This window comes from Oscillospiraceae bacterium (genome assembly GCA_034925865.1).
Classification (GTDB): Bacteria; Bacillota; Clostridia; order Oscillospirales; family SIG627; genus SIG704.
In genome coordinates this window covers 1-16016 of sequence record JAYFRN010000040.1, presented here as the reverse complement: position 1 = coordinate 16016, position 16016 = coordinate 1, and the positions used below count along the sequence as shown (strand labels likewise).

16 protein-coding genes, 1 tRNA gene and 2 riboswitches are annotated in these 16016 nt (G+C 37.5%); of the genes, 9 read left to right on the top strand and 8 right to left on the bottom strand.

Annotation, left to right across the window (positions count from 1 at the left end; genetic code table 11):
- Window positions 1–145 precede the first annotated feature (145 nt).
- Window positions 146–1990 carry a phosphodiester glycosidase family protein gene (locus tag VB118_11730; GenBank protein MEA4833268.1) on the bottom strand — a complete coding sequence of 615 codons (1845 nt, stop codon included), beginning with the start codon at window positions 1988–1990 and terminating at the stop codon, window positions 146–148.
- A 286-nt stretch (window positions 1991–2276) separates the two neighbouring features.
- A riboswitch (cyclic di-GMP riboswitch) is annotated at window positions 2277–2372 on the bottom strand.
- A 66-nt stretch (window positions 2373–2438) separates the two neighbouring features.
- A riboswitch (cyclic di-GMP riboswitch) is annotated at window positions 2439–2527 on the bottom strand.
- A 167-nt stretch (window positions 2528–2694) separates the two neighbouring features.
- Here VB118_11730 and VB118_11725 point away from each other — a divergent pair.
- A complete protein-coding gene (locus VB118_11725; GenBank protein MEA4833267.1) occupies window positions 2695–3600 on the top strand; it encodes a 30S ribosomal protein S1 in 906 nt (301 codons plus the stop codon).
- 144 nt (window positions 3601–3744) lie between these two features.
- On the opposite strand, the gene VB118_11720 is transcribed toward VB118_11725, so the two are convergent.
- The 3 genes from VB118_11720 to VB118_11710 form a co-directional block, all read right to left on the bottom strand.
- Window positions 3745–4593: a hypothetical protein gene (locus tag VB118_11720; protein MEA4833266.1), complete on the bottom strand. Its 849-nt coding sequence runs from the start codon at window positions 4591–4593 to the stop codon at window positions 3745–3747.
- Between the two features lie 43 nt (window positions 4594–4636).
- Window positions 4637–5167 carry a hypothetical protein gene (locus tag VB118_11715; GenBank protein ID MEA4833265.1) on the bottom strand — a complete coding sequence of 177 codons (531 nt, stop codon included), beginning with the start codon at window positions 5165–5167 and terminating at the stop codon, window positions 4637–4639.
- Between the two features lie 178 nt (window positions 5168–5345).
- Entirely contained in the window at window positions 5346–5957 is a 612-nt protein-coding gene (locus VB118_11710) for an SGNH/GDSL hydrolase family protein (GenBank protein ID MEA4833264.1), read from the bottom strand.
- 544 nt (window positions 5958–6501) lie between these two features.
- Between VB118_11710 and VB118_11705 the strand changes: the two genes are divergently transcribed.
- The 3 genes from VB118_11705 to VB118_11695 are packed head-to-tail and all read left to right on the top strand — an operon-like array spanning window position 6502 to window position 8080.
- Window positions 6502–7044: a hypothetical protein gene (locus VB118_11705; GenBank protein MEA4833263.1), complete on the top strand. Its 543-nt coding sequence runs from the start codon at window positions 6502–6504 to the stop codon at window positions 7042–7044.
- Window positions 7045–7067: 23 nt separating this feature from the next.
- Window positions 7068–7613, top strand: a complete 546-nt coding sequence (locus VB118_11700; GenBank protein ID MEA4833262.1) for an RNA polymerase sigma factor — start codon at window positions 7068–7070, stop codon at window positions 7611–7613.
- Window positions 7610–8080 (top strand): hypothetical protein, encoded by a 471-nt coding sequence (locus VB118_11695; GenBank protein ID MEA4833261.1) that lies wholly within the window; start codon window positions 7610–7612, stop codon window positions 8078–8080. Before VB118_11700 ends, VB118_11695 begins: the two co-directional genes overlap by 4 nt.
- Before the next feature lie 225 nt (window positions 8081–8305).
- On the opposite strand, the gene VB118_11690 is transcribed toward VB118_11695, so the two are convergent.
- A complete protein-coding gene (locus VB118_11690; protein ID MEA4833260.1) occupies window positions 8306–9151 on the bottom strand; it encodes an ABC transporter permease in 846 nt (281 codons plus the stop codon).
- On the bottom strand, window positions 9148–10059 hold the full coding sequence (locus VB118_11685) for an ATP-binding cassette domain-containing protein (GenBank protein MEA4833259.1): 912 nt from the start codon (window positions 10057–10059) through the stop codon (window positions 9148–9150). The genes VB118_11690 and VB118_11685 overlap by 4 nt, the downstream gene beginning before the upstream one ends.
- 628 nt (window positions 10060–10687) lie before the next feature.
- On the opposite strand from VB118_11685, the gene VB118_11680 reads away from it, so the two are divergent.
- The 3 genes from VB118_11680 to VB118_11670 all read left to right on the top strand — a co-directional run bounded on the left by VB118_11680 (window position 10688) and on the right by VB118_11670 (window position 12819).
- Window positions 10688–10776: transfer RNA gene (locus VB118_11680), tRNA-Ser, on the top strand.
- Between the two features lie 107 nt (window positions 10777–10883).
- A complete protein-coding gene (locus tag VB118_11675; GenBank protein MEA4833258.1) occupies window positions 10884–11384 on the top strand; it encodes a GNAT family N-acetyltransferase in 501 nt (166 codons plus the stop codon).
- 679 nt (window positions 11385–12063) lie between these two features.
- Window positions 12064–12819 (top strand): slipin family protein, encoded by a 756-nt coding sequence (locus VB118_11670; GenBank protein ID MEA4833257.1) that lies wholly within the window; start codon window positions 12064–12066, stop codon window positions 12817–12819.
- 103 nt (window positions 12820–12922) lie between these two features.
- Here VB118_11670 and VB118_11665 read toward each other — a convergent pair whose 3' ends face one another.
- Both VB118_11665 and VB118_11660 read right to left on the bottom strand, forming a co-directional pair.
- Window positions 12923–13018 (bottom strand): hypothetical protein, encoded by a 96-nt coding sequence (locus tag VB118_11665; GenBank protein ID MEA4833256.1) that lies wholly within the window; start codon window positions 13016–13018, stop codon window positions 12923–12925.
- Between the two features lie 296 nt (window positions 13019–13314).
- Window positions 13315–14232 (bottom strand): hypothetical protein, encoded by a 918-nt coding sequence (locus VB118_11660; protein MEA4833255.1) that lies wholly within the window; start codon window positions 14230–14232, stop codon window positions 13315–13317.
- 460 nt (window positions 14233–14692) lie between these two features.
- Between VB118_11660 and VB118_11655 the strand changes: the two genes are divergently transcribed.
- Together VB118_11655 and VB118_11650 are read left to right on the top strand one after the other, a co-directional pair.
- Complete coding sequence (locus tag VB118_11655) at window positions 14693–15052, top strand: helix-turn-helix transcriptional regulator (GenBank protein MEA4833254.1); 360 nt, start codon at window positions 14693–14695, stop codon at window positions 15050–15052.
- 53 nt (window positions 15053–15105) lie between these two features.
- Window positions 15106–15801, top strand: a complete 696-nt coding sequence (locus VB118_11650) for a hypothetical protein (GenBank protein ID MEA4833253.1) — start codon at window positions 15106–15108, stop codon at window positions 15799–15801.
- Window positions 15802–16016: the final 215 nt, after the last annotated feature.

The window sequence follows — 16016 nt, the reverse complement described above, 5'->3', positions numbered from 1 at the left end:
TCATTGCCTGATTTCATTTCGGATTTTTCTATAATTTTATATAACGCTATAAAAATACCAGTTGAAATGAAGCGGTCTTCATTTCAACTGGTATTGCTATTTTTACAGCTTTATAATGTTGCAGTATGGGAAATTAAATTTTTTCTTATTTCTTTATGTATACTATATCGGAAAGGCTTCTCTCTCCGCCGTCAGACGGCTTGTTGAGTACCATTCCGTTGAACCACATTTCTGTGCTTCCTCCGCCATCGAGCAGTCCCGCGTTAACGGCGCCGTATTTTATCATCAGATCAGCCATTCCCGCATAACATACACCTCTGCTGCCATTTGAGCCGCGTCCGTCAACCACAATGAATATCCAGTTGTTCGGATCCTTCTGACCAAATGCCGTCTGAGGATTTTTCCATGTGAACAGGTTGTCTCCGTAAACATCGACACCATTTCTCACCACCGCTCCCTCAAACCAGAAGAGATCGGTGACACCCATATCTATCATTTGCTGTGCGGTTATATTATCTACTCCTTCGCGGAAAAACAGCATTCTTCCATCATCGGTTATCGCTGTCATTTCGCAAAGCAGGCTGTTTTTATCGTATAAAATCTGACCGTTTCTTATTACTATCGGATTGCGATATCTTCCGCTCGGTCTGAAGCCCACCGCGTCTCCGTTTACGGCAAATATTGCATCCGCTTTATTAGCCATTGTGCTTGTTTTTTCTTTAGTATTAAAACACTTTGAGTATGAGCCACCGGCAAGCATTGTATTTATATCATCACCGGGATTTGCTGTATACACCTGAGCAACAAAATATACAATTCCGTTTTCGACAACTTTATCAATGTTTATTGAAAGTCCCTCACGCGCATATTCCCAATGACCGTTTGATATTTTCTCTGTCGTAAGGTTTTTCGACAATATATAGCATTCTTTGTCATTATATAAAACACCGCTCCAGCCGTCGGAGTATATCGCGATTCTCGTTATACTCTCACCTGTGTTTAATATGCTATAATAAACCGGATTCGTAGATTTATCCGAACGGATATACACGTTCGTTTTTGCGTATACCTTTTCATTTACTTCTGATTTTGTAACAGTTTCCTCCGGTTTTGTTTCTTCCTTGTCGGCTTCCTTAACAGAAATATTATTATCGGTTCCGGAAGAAGCGGTTTTTTCTGTTTTAACAGATGTATCAATAGCTACATACTTTTCAAGGAATATAGTTTTAACGAAAACTTCCGTTCCTTTATATGAAAGACCACTCCAACCATTCGAATATACTGTTATTCTTTTTATTGTTTCCCCTTGATGTAAAACCGTAATCTTAGTAGGCTCAAGCGTCATATCCGAACGCAGCCATACATTTGTGAGCACCTTTACAGTTTCATTTACCGCAGTTTTTGTAACCTGATCGTCGGAGTTTTCCGATATCTTTGTAAGATATTTTGTCTGTACAAAAACTTCTTTACCGTCTGCTTTCAAGCCACTCCAGCCGTTTGAATAAACGGCAATTCTTACCGCTGTTTCACTTTTATATAATATAGCAAGCAAAGACGCAGACGAGGTCCAATCAGAACGCAGCCAAAGGTTCACATTTGCCTTTACAGTTTCATTTACGGTTGTTTTTTTCACAGATGTATCCGATTCACCGGATGGAACTGAAGTACTTGCCTTTTCAGGAAGCTTTGCCACTTCCTCTTTGAATACTCCTGGAGTCGGAACTTCATCAGAGCCGCAAGACATCGCGGCGACCGCAGCTTTATCGGAAAAGGAATCGGACGGAACAGATGAAATTACAGGTTCTTCAACGCTTGCGTATTTATAAATCAGAGAACCTGATAAAGAGTTTTGATTTACTGAAACTTCTGTTGCGGATGATTCCGTTTTTAAACCTGCAGCAATATCTGAAGTACCGCAGCTTACAAGCATTCCGGCGCATAAAACGGATGCACATATTATGGTGCGCGCATTTTTTGAAAATAATTTCATATTCTTTTCCTTTCGGTTTTCCGTCAAGATAGTTTCTTGACTTTGTGGCAGATTGTGTTTGCTTATATAAATAAAAATGCCGCCTTTGACAAACGCAAAGCGGCAGCAATAAATCGATACATATTGAAAACTTACGAACTCTTTTCTGATCCTTTGCTTTCGGTTTTTCAATATTAATCGATAAGGACAAACCGTTTATAATTTACTTATTCCCCCCGGAAACCGTAAATTTGAATAAATGATTTCTCCTACAAATCAACTCCATAAAATATATGTATGGAAATGATTTCGCAGCTGACAACCATTGCGGATACTTAGTTGATCCGTTTTAGGCTCTGAAGCTTTGCGTCGCTGCCTTTCGACAGGTTTGCCAATTATTTAATTTTACAATACAAAAAACGGCGATCACTGCGCAAAGCAATACCGCCGACATATCAAACACAATGTGTTCGGCAGCTGACGACCAGTGGCGAATAATTCGCTTTAGGCTCTTAAGCTTTGCGTCCCTGCTTTTCAGCAGGTTTGCCAATGATTAACTTTTACTGTTTGAAGTATAGCACATATAAAATGTTTTGTCAAGCGTTTTTATATAATTAGTTCATTATTTATTTACGCTGTTCACTCCTTTCCGCGAATTTTTCTGATTCCATGCTCATAAATATATTAACATGAAAAAGGAATTTTGGGAAAGGCACGGTATTTAAATGGATAATTGTTTTTACCCTGAAGGCGTATTATTAAAATCTCCAAGCAATATTAAGACAATCGCTTCGCAGGAAAGACTGAGGCAGGCTGTTACAGAGGAAACAATTTTAGAAGCGCGTGCGCGTATGTGCGATGATTCTTTCAGACTTATTTTCGATATAGGCGGAAGGCGAGGTATAATGGAACCCTCGGAATCAGCTTTTACGCAGGACGGATTCCCGCCAAAGGATATAGCTATTATTACCCGCGTTGCAAAACCCGTGAGCTTTGTTATAAAAGAAATCGGCACGGAAAACGGAGAACCTGTATATTTCCTTTCCCGTCGAAGAGCTCAGGAGCTGTGTCTTGATAATTATCTTGACAATTTATGCGATGGCGATATTGTTGACGCCCGAGTTACTCATTTTGAACCGTTCGGATGCTTCTGTGATATCGGATGCGGTATAGTCTCGTTATTGGGCATCGATTGTATATCAGTATCGCGTATATCTCACCCCAGGGACAGATTTTTTATCGGTGAATACATCCGCGCCGCTGTGAAATGCCGCGATGAAATTTTATTTGGGAAACGCGGACGCATTGCTTTGACGCACAAGGAGCTACTCGGTACATGGAATGAAAATGTATCGTTGTTCAAAGCCGGAGAAACTGTTCCCGGCATAGTGCGGAGCGTAGAAAACTACGGCATATTCATTGAGCTGGCACCGAATCTTGCCGGCCTGGCCGAATACCGTGACGGCGTTTCGCCCGGGCAGACGGCTTCTGTATTTATAAAAAGCATTATTCCTTCAAAACATAAGATCAAGCTGGTAATAGTTGAAATAATCGAAGATGAAAAGCCTGCCCCACATAATAATTATTACATATCAGAAGGAAACATTTCAGGTTTTGATTATTTTTCATAGGGTTTTTGTATTTTCCTGAAATCCACATAATATCTGCTGTAACTGTAAATACCTTATTCCAATCCCATACAGCGGATAAACACAGAATAACCCGCCGAAATACTATTTCGGCGGGTGAATTTTTGATTCGGTTTAATTTAACACTTATGAATTTCCCTTCATCTCATTGTCTGTAATTTTATAAAGACCGAATAACAGCAGTATTGAAGTGTAAGGAATATAAAATGTCAATATCGAAATAATCAGCATCAGCGTTTCGGTGTACACATATGAAATTTCAACGCTGCTTCCTGATATCTGAGGAAAGAAATCATATAATAAATGAGTACCTATGTATATCGCAGCAGAAAGTAAAATCAAGGGAGTGCATCTGATTACATATTTCCAGATCTGTCCGAAAGTCATGAATATATTTTTAAATGTCATCAGGGTAAGAGTAGATAAACGGTGATGAGGCGAAATAATATATGTAACGACAAAATATACTATAAAATATAAAATAATAAAAGTGATAAACGCGTTTAACGCATATGACCAAAGAGCGCTTCCTGATTTAATCGTAATATAATAACGCAGCAGCTTGTTTATCAGATAAAGGAAAGATGAAAGCAATGCGACCTTCATAATGCGCTTAAGAGAATAGCTGCGAAGCCGACGCTTGAGAATCATTGTTATAACAGGCGCCGCATTCCTGATCATCATGGGAAATACAGTTATCCACGCAAAAAAAGTAAGTATGAAATTCGTAAATAATATTTCATGATCTTTTCCGACAGCGTCAAGCATCCCAAAAAGCTTTTCCACCGGATAAATCAGATATTGCATAATATTGATACCGGATATGTCAACAAACATTATATTAGCCAGAACAAATATCAACGAAAGAAGCGGGGGCAAAAGGAAAGCCAGAAAAAAAACCATAACGCATTTATTTTTATTTTCTGATATGGCTTCTTTTACCGAGCGCAGAAGCTCGTTTATCTGAGAATACATTGCCAGCCCCTCTATTCTGATTTTTATTTTTATATCGTTTTCTTTACCGGCTCACTTCCCTGAGAGACAATACCGTTCTGTTTAATTCATCTGACATATTATCAAAATTATTACGCAATGTCCATGCGTATACCTGTACATAGTAATTTTTTGTTTGAGCAATATACATATACATTCGCATATTTATAGTATCTTGCGAAACATCAAATTCATATCTATATGATTCAAGCCCGTTTTCATTCACAAAAACAGAAGATGATGAATCAAGCTTTATTCCATATCGGTTTTCTGCATTGCTAATAATAATATTCCTGTATTCATTGAAATCGATCGACAAATCGGTCTTTTTTTCAGCCATAAGCATTATGTAAGCAGTTTCATCGACATTAATAAGCTCAATATCCGCTTCATCATTCAGCTTGCCCTTATCAGCGTATTTCCAACCGTCCGCTGTTTTATCCATACGCAAAACGCCGTCTCTGCTGTCAAAGCAGAGCGCTTTTTCTGATAATTCACATGAAACAACAGTAATGAGAAAAACAACGCATATAATCAGATATGTATATTTTTTCATTATCAAAGCCCTTATAGTTATATATTTATAATACGGCTGCGGTTAATATTTCCATAGATTTATCCGAATAAGTCGTCTATCGTATTGATTATTATAAAGCGATAACAAAATATTTCTTTTTAGCATATTCATTTTCATGCTTTAGGCTTGGAGAATACGGCTTCAGCTTATTACTGTTTTATATTGAAGCTGCGGCCTCTATAATTGCCTTAGAAAGATAATCTGCGATTATCTTCGCGCCGTATTCAGTCGGATGCACACCGTCGTCCGCCCAATGCGTAGGAGGATACTTTACCGAGGAAGCGGCGAATATCCCGTCGAGAGGAATGAAAATATCAGCAAATTCTCTTGCGAGGGTACGGGTTATTTGTATTTTCGGATCAAGATCCTCTCGGAAAAAATTCTTATCGGGTACCGAAAGCAGAAACTGCTCCATAATTATTATTTTTGCGTTTGTGTTCTTCCTTGTCTTTGTAAGTATATCACGATAACAGCTTTCGAAATAGCTGTCCAGCATCCAGTTTCTGCTGTCCGCGTGATGCCATGTATCGTTTATACCTATCAGAATTGTCAGGATGTCAGGCGAATATGCAATGCAGTCCGAATCCCATCTTGCCATAAGCGATTCGGCTCTGTCTCCGCTTATTCCGAGATTGATGAATTCCGCATTCGTAATTTGCTTTTGTAAAATATCTTTTGTAAATTTAGGATATCCGCCGCCCATGTCGTGAATATCGTTTCTGTCTCTTCCCGCGTCGGTAATACTGTCGCCTTGAAATAATATCTTCATTATATTTTCTTCCTGATATTTTCTTCCTGATTATTATATATTTATTTATAATTCGGTGGAAATTATATCATATTTTATACAAAGTGTCAATAAATTTTAAATTCAGATATATCAATCTGAACTTATCAAACAAATAATTGATTTCGAGTTATATTTTATACCAACTAAAATATCATTTCTGCCGAATAATAATGCCTTACGGAGACGACTCTGGGAGTTGCTCTGCGAAAGCAATGTGCCAAGTATAAAATTTGCGAATGCAACATTTGCGAATGCAACATTTACGAATGCAGCTCTTGTAAATGTAGCTTTGAGAAAGAAATTCTGAGAGATACAACTCTGTGAACAGCTCTGAAAGAACGACTCTGTAAGCGCCTGCTCTGTGAGTGAAATATATAAAAGTAAACTCTGCGAGTACATCTTCTTATAAGTGCGGTAAGGTATATTTTATTGCGGGTATGATATTAAATATTTTTTATTTTGAAGTGAGTGTTTTCACTTTTTTAATTGTATAATAGGTAATACAAATGAAAGGAATTTTTCCATGAAAAAAATAATATGCCTCATTCTTATTTCTGCTTGCTTTGCAATACTTTTCGCCGCGTGCGATTTAACCAAGCCCGTTGATACAACCGAAAATGAAAAAAGCACTGACTTGACCGATGAAATCGACACAACTTTAACCAAAGAAAGTAATAAAGTCATAAATACGATGAAATTATCGGATATAATTGACAAAGTGTATTCTGAATCTAGCCTTCCGGCAGACGATTATAAATACTATGTTACAAACGAGATCAATAAAGACAGTTGCGAGTATTTCTTCGGTAAGGACTTTAATTATATCGAAGCAGTCAGCTCAGAGCCGGAAATAGGATATGGCTATTCCTTCTGCCTTGTCCGCGTTGATGAAAGCAAAACAAACGATATCGCAAAGCTTATTGAAGAAAACGCAAAACTCGACAAATGGGTATGTGTATCCGCAGAATACAAAACGGTCGCGGTGAACGGAAATGTCATAATGCTTTGTATGACTAAAGAAGAAACATGCACCGCTCTCAAAACAGCATTTTTGAATATAAAATAACATAGTTTCGGAGGTTGCATAAAGTGAACGGAGAATATTTATATCGCAAATATTTGTCCGGAGATAAATCGGCTTTTGATGAAATCGTCGAGCTGTATCGCGATAATTTAATATTCTTTATAAACCGTTACACTCATAATCTCGACACTTCCGAAGATATTTCACAGGATTCTTTTATGGAGCTATTGCTAAATCCCACAAAATTTGACTTCCGAGTGTCTTTAAAAACATATCTTTTCACTGTCGGGCGAAATAAAGCGCTGAATCATATAAAAAAGCAAGATCGAATGTTTTGTTCGGACAATATTGATCTTTCATTAAAATCTGATTCTTACATATCATTCGAAAATGAAATATTGGCAAGCGAAGACAAAAAGGCGCTTCATAATTCTATCGATAAACTGCGCGACGATTATTCCACTGTTTTGCATTTGATATATTTCGAGGAAATGTCATATGCGCAAGCCGGAGCCGTAATGAATAAATCACGCAAACAAGTCGAAAACCTTGTTATGCGAGCCAGAACAACTCTCAGGATTCTGCTTGAAAAGGAGGGATACAGCAAATGAAGACGAGAAATGAATATTTACGTACGCTCTACGAAAAAAAGGAGAAAATTCTGCTTGAAAGAAAAATATATCATAAAAGCCGAATTATCTCTTTCACATCTGCGGCTGCGTTCTTTCTAATCATTTGTGCAATTCTGGTTTCGCCTCTTGTTGATATTTTTCACTTATCGCACTCAATCGAAAATATTCATACAGTTTCAATTTCAATAACAGAAGATAATACTTTAATTCGGAATTATACCGATGAAAAGATAATCTCCGAAATTGAAGATTGTTTGAATTTACTGTCTTTCAGCAACAAAAAGCCCCAAATTTCCGAAAACAAAAGTCTGTATATCGTAACTTTAAAATACTCTGACGGGACGGAGAAGATATCTTATCTTCTTGAAGCAAAACAAACCTCCCGCGATATCGGAATCACCACTTTTAGCTTTTCTATAAACGATATATTGAACAAATACAAATAATTGGGGAGGAGGTCACCCTGACCTCTCACGCAATGTGCGTACTGTTCAATACTGGCATTTCAGGGTCTACGCCTTTACAGCAAGGCAATAGTTGTCATTGGTGTTCAGCTATACCCTTCCCGCTACCAGGCGTGTTCGGGACTTTCAACCTTTAGATTGTGCCCATGCCGGGCACACCGCAATTTAATCAGGCAGGAACAATATGACGTTCCTGCCTGATATATTTTATCGTTTACTCTTTCTGGATAGAATCCATATTGAGAGAGTATAAAACAATATGGCGGTTGCGGCAAGCACGATAATACTTCCGACAGCGGGAAAACTGTAATCACCGTATTTAAAGTTAATTCCCATTATATCTATGAAATTGTTCTTGTATTCAACAGGTGCGTTTTTGAAAGAATTATAAATTGGTTCTTCAAGAATGATCTTACGGAAAAGCACAGCGGCATGTGAAACAGGAAAAAATCGTATTACAGTCTGAACAGCTTCGGGCAGCTGACCAATTGGGATATAAATTCCCGTCATGAAGCCTATAAGCGTTCCTAAAATCGTACTTGCTGTGCCGAAGGCATTCTGGCTTTTAATAAAGCAAGTCAAGAAAAACACCATGGAGCTGCTCGCAAGAACAGACAGCAATATAAGGCCTAACACCTTAATAAGTACTGCCAAAGATAAAAAACGACCGATATATATTTGAAAAAGTACCAATGTAATTATACTTAATATTACGCCGATAACATACGCGCTAAGTATGTATCCTCCCGCAAGAGATGCTCTCGATACAGGGGATGAAGTAAAATCCTTTATGAGCTTGTTGTACCGGTCTTCGATCATAATGCCAAACGCGCCCATCGTCGTTGTAATTGATGTTACCGCAAGCACGCCGGACATAATCCAGCTGTCCATTAAAAAGCGGACATCGGGTAAATCATTCATCCCGCTGGTTACTATATCTCCCAGAAACAACGCATATAAACCGATTATAATAATTACACCAAGCAAAGAGAAAAAAACAGCGGTTTTATCACGGAAGAACAGCTTTAAATTTCTGATTGTTATCTGTATCATTCTTTTATCTCCTTGCCTGTTACTGATATAAAAACATCATCCATGCTAGGATATATTACCTCAAAGCCGCTTATATAATTCCTGCATTTGTCGATAATAGGCAATGCGGAAAATGAGCCGTCGTCTAAAGTAAGTACAGCGCAATCTTCCGTAAACAGAAGCTCCTTGTTTCCTTCAAGAAGACGGGAGAGCGCTTCCCTTTCAGATGTATAAAGACGCAATATATTTTTGCCATAGCTGCGCTTGAGTGTAACGGGAGTTCCATGCGCCGAAATCACCCCTTCATTTATTATAACAACATAATCCGCCACTTCTGCTTCTTCCATATAATGAGTAGTCAAAAATACAGTTACACCTTCCTTCTTTTGAAGCTGACGGATGGTATTCCAAACGCTTTTTCTTGTTTGCGGATCTAATCCGGTTGTTGGCTCGTCTAAAAAAAGAATCTTTGGGCTGTTTATAAGAGCACGCGCAATGTCCGCTCTTCGCCGCTGTCCCCCTGACAGCTTTCCATACCTGTGGTCAATAAATTCTGTCACATCTGAAGCGGCAGCAGCTTTATTCACTCTTTCACGGAGCTGACTTGATGATAAACCGTAAAAACCGCCCCGCGTGAACAAATTCTCTTTTACAGATAACAGCTTATCCAGTAAACTTTCTTGAAATACTACTCCGATCGATGAGCGTATTTTCCCGTCATCAATCCCCAACCTGTATCCATTAATATTAACTTCGCCCTCGTCGGGCTTCAACAATGTACATAGGATATCGATGGTTGTGGATTTCCCGGCTCCGTTCGGCCCGAGAAAAGCGAAAAGGCTGCCCTGTTCAACTCCAAAGGTTAACTCCCGCACCGCATTAACGGAGCCGTAGCTTTTTTTTAATCCTTTAACCTCAATAATATTCAATTTATGATACACCTCAATTTCTTATGTTTAAGAATAAGCTGAATACAATTTTACAATAAATTCTTTGATATTGCAATATTTAATATTAATATATACACAGTAATCCGGCAAGCTAGTATAAATAAAGTTGATGGTGTCAGCTTAAACATATTCCTCACTTATTAAAATAACATTAGATAATTCTTGTTTTTACATGAGAAAAGCCCATATACCAGAACCTTTTCTCTCTTTAAGAGGAATTATTTAGTGCCGAGTTAATAATCTTAACTGATAAAAAACTGCGACAATTAAACTTGCAATTTTTATGCTGTGAAATTACATTCAAAAAACATTGACAAACATTGTTTAGTATGTTATAATTCACTCGTTTCGGAGTTGTTTTGCTTTTCATAATGCAGAACAGATTTTATTTAATATGGTTGAGTTTATAGTGGTCATAACGGCCCTGACTCGAAATCTACCGACCGTTCCGGAATCAACAGTCGCGTAAAAACGAGCATTTGCGAGCAAACGCGAGATAAACTGAGCAAATAGCAAAACCGACAAATCAGCAAATATCTCTTTTCTAAGCAAATTTCTAATAAAATTAAATAGTTGTTTTCTCCGAAAATCCGGAGTTGACATATACGGAGAGATATCGAAGTGGTTATAACGGCCCTGACTCGAAATCAGGTGTACAGCAATGTACCGAGGGTTCGAATCCCTCTCTCTCCGCCATATATAAGAGCATCAGCTTTGATACAAGAGCTGATGTTCTTTGCTTTTGTGAATTATATCAATGAAAATTATTTATATATTGCGCGGGGATTGCGGGGTAACAAGTAATGATTGAAACAGAGCGATTAATTATTAGAAAATTAGTTGAAACTGATTTGCCAGAATATGAAAGAACCCTAAATGATGCTATGCTTTCTTTTATGGGACCAAAAGAATTTTTAAACTGGTTTATCTCACAATATGCAGAAATGGACATTCAAAATAGCATAATTTGTTTTGGCATGTTTGACAAAACAACAGGGGTTTTACTTGGCACTGTTGGTGCAGGCAGACATGACGATTTGCACGAACCTGAAATATTCTATGCACTGCTTCCAGAAAGTAGAGGCAAAGGATTTGCGACTGAAGCTACAAAGGCAGTAATCGACTGGGTATTTGAACATTATAAAATACCATATCTTATCGCAACTGCCGGTATAGATAATATTAAATCTCAAAAAGTTTTGGAACGTTGTGGCTTTCAATTTATTAGCGTTAAAAATTTATTAGTTCACATTAAAGATAAAAAATACGACTTCAAATATTACAGATACTACCCTACCAAATAAGCATACTCTTCATTTGCCCCTGAACAATGCATCTCCTCATCGCGCGAATTGTTGACCATAAACCCTCGTTAACAATTTATACCCTCGCTAACAATTTATCATCGAAAATGCACACTGTATCATAATTATCAGCATTCGACATATAATCACCGCAATATTGATACCAGAGTTGCGGTGATTATTTACTATGTACAGAAATCGCAACGAAAATTATTTATTTTTGCGACAGAGCAGCAAATTGGAATTTGTCGAGTGGAGATTATTTATATAATGTCTGCTGAACAATCATGAAACACATACGGCAGTAAGGAAAAGATGAAAACAATGATTGATCAGGAGCAAGGCAATCAATGAATGCTGAACTCCAAAATCAATGATTTTGGAGGGTTTTGGCGGGTTTTCTACTGCCAAAACCTGTGCCGTTCGAAAACGGCATTATTCAGTAGACATTATATAATAGGAAGCCATAAGCATTAAAAAAGGGTGGTAGAGGATTGGGAGTTTGAATTAACTGCTACACGTTCTTCTCTCCATCACATAATACCGTTTAATATTCTTTTAATTGTGGCTTTTAATAAGTGGATAATCGCAAATATAAAAGTTTTTTATATTTGTATTGTAATTTATCATTAATATTGATATTATAATAGTAAGAATAAATCTAAAAGGAGAATATATTATGGATACTTTTGCTATTGTCGCTTTAGTTATTACTGCATTTATTGCTTTGTGGCTTCTTCTTTCATCAATTATTATTATTAATCAGGTTGAGAGGGGAGTGGTTTTCCGCTTTGGAAAGGTTGTTGGAGTAAAAGAACCGGGCATTCGTATGAGATTTCCTTTCGGAATAGATGTCATACACAAAGTTGACCTTAGGACACGCACCATTGATGTACCTCAACAGGAGGTAATAACAAAGGATAACATTTCGATTTTGGTTGACGCTGTAGTTTATTATAATGTACAGAATCCTGTCTTTGCTTTGACAAAGGTTGTAGATTTTGAAAGAAGCACTACGCTTTTAGGGCAAACTTCTTTTCGCTCAGTTTTAGGGCAGCACGAGCTTGACGAAATTCTCAGTAAAAATGAAAATTTAGTTGAACTTCTAAGAAAATTACTTGATGAACTTACCGACGAATGGGGAATCAAGATTATTGCTGTTGAAATCAAAAGCATTCAGATACCTGATACAATGAAACGTGCCATGGCAAAACAGGCAGAAGCCGAAAGGGAAAGACGTGCAAAGGTTACAGCCGCGGAAGGTGAGTTTCAAGCATCCCAAAAACTGCTGGAAGCAGCTAAAGTCATCGCAATTGAGCCGACTGCACTTCAGCTCAGATATCTTCAGACTCTGACCGAAATTGCAGTTGAGCAAAATTCCACAATTTTGTTCCCGCTGCCGATAGAGATTTTAAAAGCTTTTGGTATGAAGTAAGTATTTAAAAATGCAAGAACGCAGGAGCAGCATATTTTAGTTGATAATACTTATATATTGAAATATAATTAATAAGTCCCGCAGGATATAATATCTTGTGGGACTATCCGGTGTACAGTATTTCAAACAAAATTAGTTCCGTATTTACAATTTTCGTCGCTCTATTACGAGTATTGTTCATCTGCTGTACCCAAGCCATCTGATAAAATGTTTTCACTTGTCCAGTGACACCTTCGGATTTTTGCCATCTGTTTTATCAGTCGAAGGCCGAGGAGCCATATATTTTCAACGGCATCTCGGTCTTCATGCATAGAGTCTCGTGGTTGTTCTTTTACATCTCATTCATATTTTTGTCCAACTATTATTTTTCTTTGTCAGAAAAAGAAATTACCTGTACCGGGCAGCAATCAATTGCCATGCAGTCATCTGCAGAGCCTGGCAAAGCAGAATAAAGGGTCGGATCTTTATGATTATGTTTTTTACCTTTCCTCAGTATTACTTGTAGATATGTCTCAAGGTGTATTTGATTTCGCTATCTCCTACTTTGAAATAGCTATCATCCATTTCCTCAAGCAGGGTAATAGCAGGCTCATCGGAAAGACTATTATCGGATTCACAGTAAAGTACAATTTCTAAAGTGTTTCCACTATACCATCTATAAATAAAGAAGCATGCGTTTTCATATCCCAATTGAGTTAATTGAAGTATTATTTCGTCATATTTTTGTTCATCCCAATATATTTGGTCAACGAATTTATAGTATTGTTTTTCGAAACTTGCTGAGTCAACATCAGTATCGATCCCAATGCCAGTAAGCCATATGCCATGTTCTCCATACCCACACTCAATTTTCGGAATTAAAAAGTTCGGAGAGCTAATATTAATAAAAAATTCTTCGATACCTTCATTTTTTAATTGTCCGAGTAATGAATATATCACATCTTTTGAATCCTTACTTGGACAGTCTTCAGAAATAACAGAGAAACAAACGCTGTATCTAAAATTTTGGTATGAAACGTCTGTTCTCAGATCATAGTACCCATCTCGTTTAAATCCAAGTTGCCTAATTTTGTTGTCAATTGAAGAAATATCTATACTTTTTATCGTTTCTAATGCAGATACATTGTCAGATATTGGTTCATTGTTTTTATTCAGAATGAGCTTATATTCTGCTTCTCCATAGGAGACTGTAACAATGTTGAGATATTCATGCTCACCGACTTGCTCATATGATACGCTTTTCACTGTTACGTTTAAATTATGCGAGCTTTTGAAGTAAGCTTGTACACGTTCGGTTGCCTGATCTGCAGTAATCTTCTCAGGATTTCTATTGCAGGCAGTAAGAAATAAAATAGTGGCAGCTAGAATAGCCATTATTAGAATAGCCATCAAAGTCTTTCGGATCGTTTTCATAAGCACCTCAGCCTGTACTTAATAAATTAAACAGCATCACGATTCGGATACACAATTGAAATTTAAAGTTTTTTCTAAGAAGCTGTGATCCCCCGTTGAAATTAATATTACGATCAAGCTCATTGAGATTACATAATGGAATATCGGAATCAAATTAGCTCCTGATGTGAGAATTTACCACATCAGCGCCATCTAATTTCGTCCAACGGATAATATTCCCATTGTTATTATAATAATACATTTTATATGACGTGTCAACTGATGTAATCGGAATTTCTTTATATTATCAACTCACCTTTTTTTAACAATCTATAATAATATTTGAATTCAACCTGTGGTTCATTTTCAGAACTATACTCAACAATGCCGCCGTTGACAAATTAAATAACAAAAAATATAATATATACAACGGTTGCAATCGTAATAAAAATTACATATCTGAAAAGTTGGAGGTATTGTTGTGAATATAACTATATGTGAAAACTTGAAACAATTGCGCAGGAAGAAAAATGACACACAAGATGATTTGGCGGAATTTTTAAACGTTAGCAGCGCGGCGGTCAGTAAATGGGAGCGTGGTGAATGTTATCCCGATATTGAGCTTATACCTAGAATCGCATCATATTACGACGTAACACTTGACGACTTGTTCGGCATGAACGAAATGAAGAAAAACGAGCGTGTTAACGAATATATTGCAAAAAACGAAGACATTTGGGTAAAAGAAAAGGACAAAAGCGAACAGGCAAGAAAAAAATTACATTGTGGCGTGAGGCACAGAAGGAGTTTCCGAACAATCATACCGTTTTATGTTATTTGATGGACGCGCTCAATTATCCGTCTTGGATGCCGAGCGACAATTTCGAGGAAATCGTGCAAATCGGCGAACGTCTGCTTGCGGAGAGTACGGACGCTCAGATCCGCTCCGGAGCCATATATACCTTATGCAACGCCTGTGTAATGAAAAAAGACATAGAAAACGCCAAGAAATACGCAGATATGATGCCTTCCTATATATATAGCAAGGAAATATTATATGGACGTTGCTTATTCGGTGAAGAACGCTTGAAATACCGACAGAATTGTATAGTTGAATTTATCAGGACGATCTACAGTATCTTTATACAGGATTTGTACGGCGTTGCGGGTATCGGCAATCCGTGCGACTGCTTACCGAAAAGTTATACCGCGAAAATATGCGAGTTTGCTTTGGGTTTATTCAAGCTGCTTTATCCCGACAGCGATTATGGAGATGACGAGCGTTGGGTAGCCGCTATTTGCAATGTGCTTACGAATCAATATTCAGGAGACGACAATAATAAATCGCTTTATTATCTCGAAGAAACAGTGAACCATTATGTGAAGTATTATACACAGAGCAAGTTCAAACACACTTCGTTTACGGTAGATCGATTGACATGTCCGGGATTTACTGGGTCAAAAGATGTTATGCAGAGATGTGTCGCGCAGGATTTATCGGCTATAGAAGACGTACAAGACCTTGAACCGATAAGAAACGATGCACGGTACGCGGTAGCTGTCGGGAAACTTAAGGCTTTATTAAAATAAAAATTCGTATATATAAAGCGTATACCCTGCAGAGTCACACATACTCTGCAGGGATTTCTTCACTAATGCGTTGCTTATGTAATGTCTACTGAACAAATACGAATTTCAAATTTCGCTGCGGTAGATGATGTGTTATTAGCAAACAATATAGGAACACAAAAAAGGCGCAAAGAACCTTTTTCAGGTTCAGGACAATAACAGACATAGCGATACAG

What these genes read in the sequence shown, in the direction of transcription:
- VB118_11710 (MEA4833264.1), bottom strand. Translation starts at nt 5,957, where the DNA reads ATGAAGATATTATTTCAAGGCGACAGTATTACCGACGCGGGAAGAGAC.
- VB118_11670 (MEA4833257.1), top strand. Translation starts at nt 12,064, where the DNA reads ATGGATACTTTTGCTATTGTCGCTTTAGTTATTACTGCATTTATTGCT.
- VB118_11695 (MEA4833261.1), top strand. Translation starts at nt 7,610, where the DNA reads ATGAAGACGAGAAATGAATATTTACGTACGCTCTACGAAAAAAAGGAG.
- VB118_11725 (MEA4833267.1), top strand. Translation starts at nt 2,695, where the DNA reads ATGGATAATTGTTTTTACCCTGAAGGCGTATTATTAAAATCTCCAAGC.
- VB118_11690 (MEA4833260.1), bottom strand. Translation starts at nt 9,151, where the DNA reads ATGATACAGATAACAATCAGAAATTTAAAGCTGTTCTTCCGTGATAAA.
- VB118_11665 (MEA4833256.1), bottom strand. Translation starts at nt 13,018, where the DNA reads ATGGCTTGGGTACAGCAGATGAACAATACTCGTAATAGAGCGACGAAA.
- VB118_11730 (MEA4833268.1), bottom strand. Translation starts at nt 1,990, where the DNA reads ATGAAATTATTTTCAAAAAATGCGCGCACCATAATATGTGCATCCGTT.
- VB118_11720 (MEA4833266.1), bottom strand. Translation starts at nt 4,593, where the DNA reads ATGTATTCTCAGATAAACGAGCTTCTGCGCTCGGTAAAAGAAGCCATA.
- VB118_11715 (MEA4833265.1), bottom strand. Translation starts at nt 5,167, where the DNA reads ATGAAAAAATATACATATCTGATTATATGCGTTGTTTTTCTCATTACT.
- VB118_11705 (MEA4833263.1), top strand. Translation starts at nt 6,502, where the DNA reads ATGAAAAAAATAATATGCCTCATTCTTATTTCTGCTTGCTTTGCAATA.
- VB118_11660 (MEA4833255.1), bottom strand. Translation starts at nt 14,232, where the DNA reads ATGAAAACGATCCGAAAGACTTTGATGGCTATTCTAATAATGGCTATT.
- VB118_11675 (MEA4833258.1), top strand. Translation starts at nt 10,884, where the DNA reads ATGATTGAAACAGAGCGATTAATTATTAGAAAATTAGTTGAAACTGAT.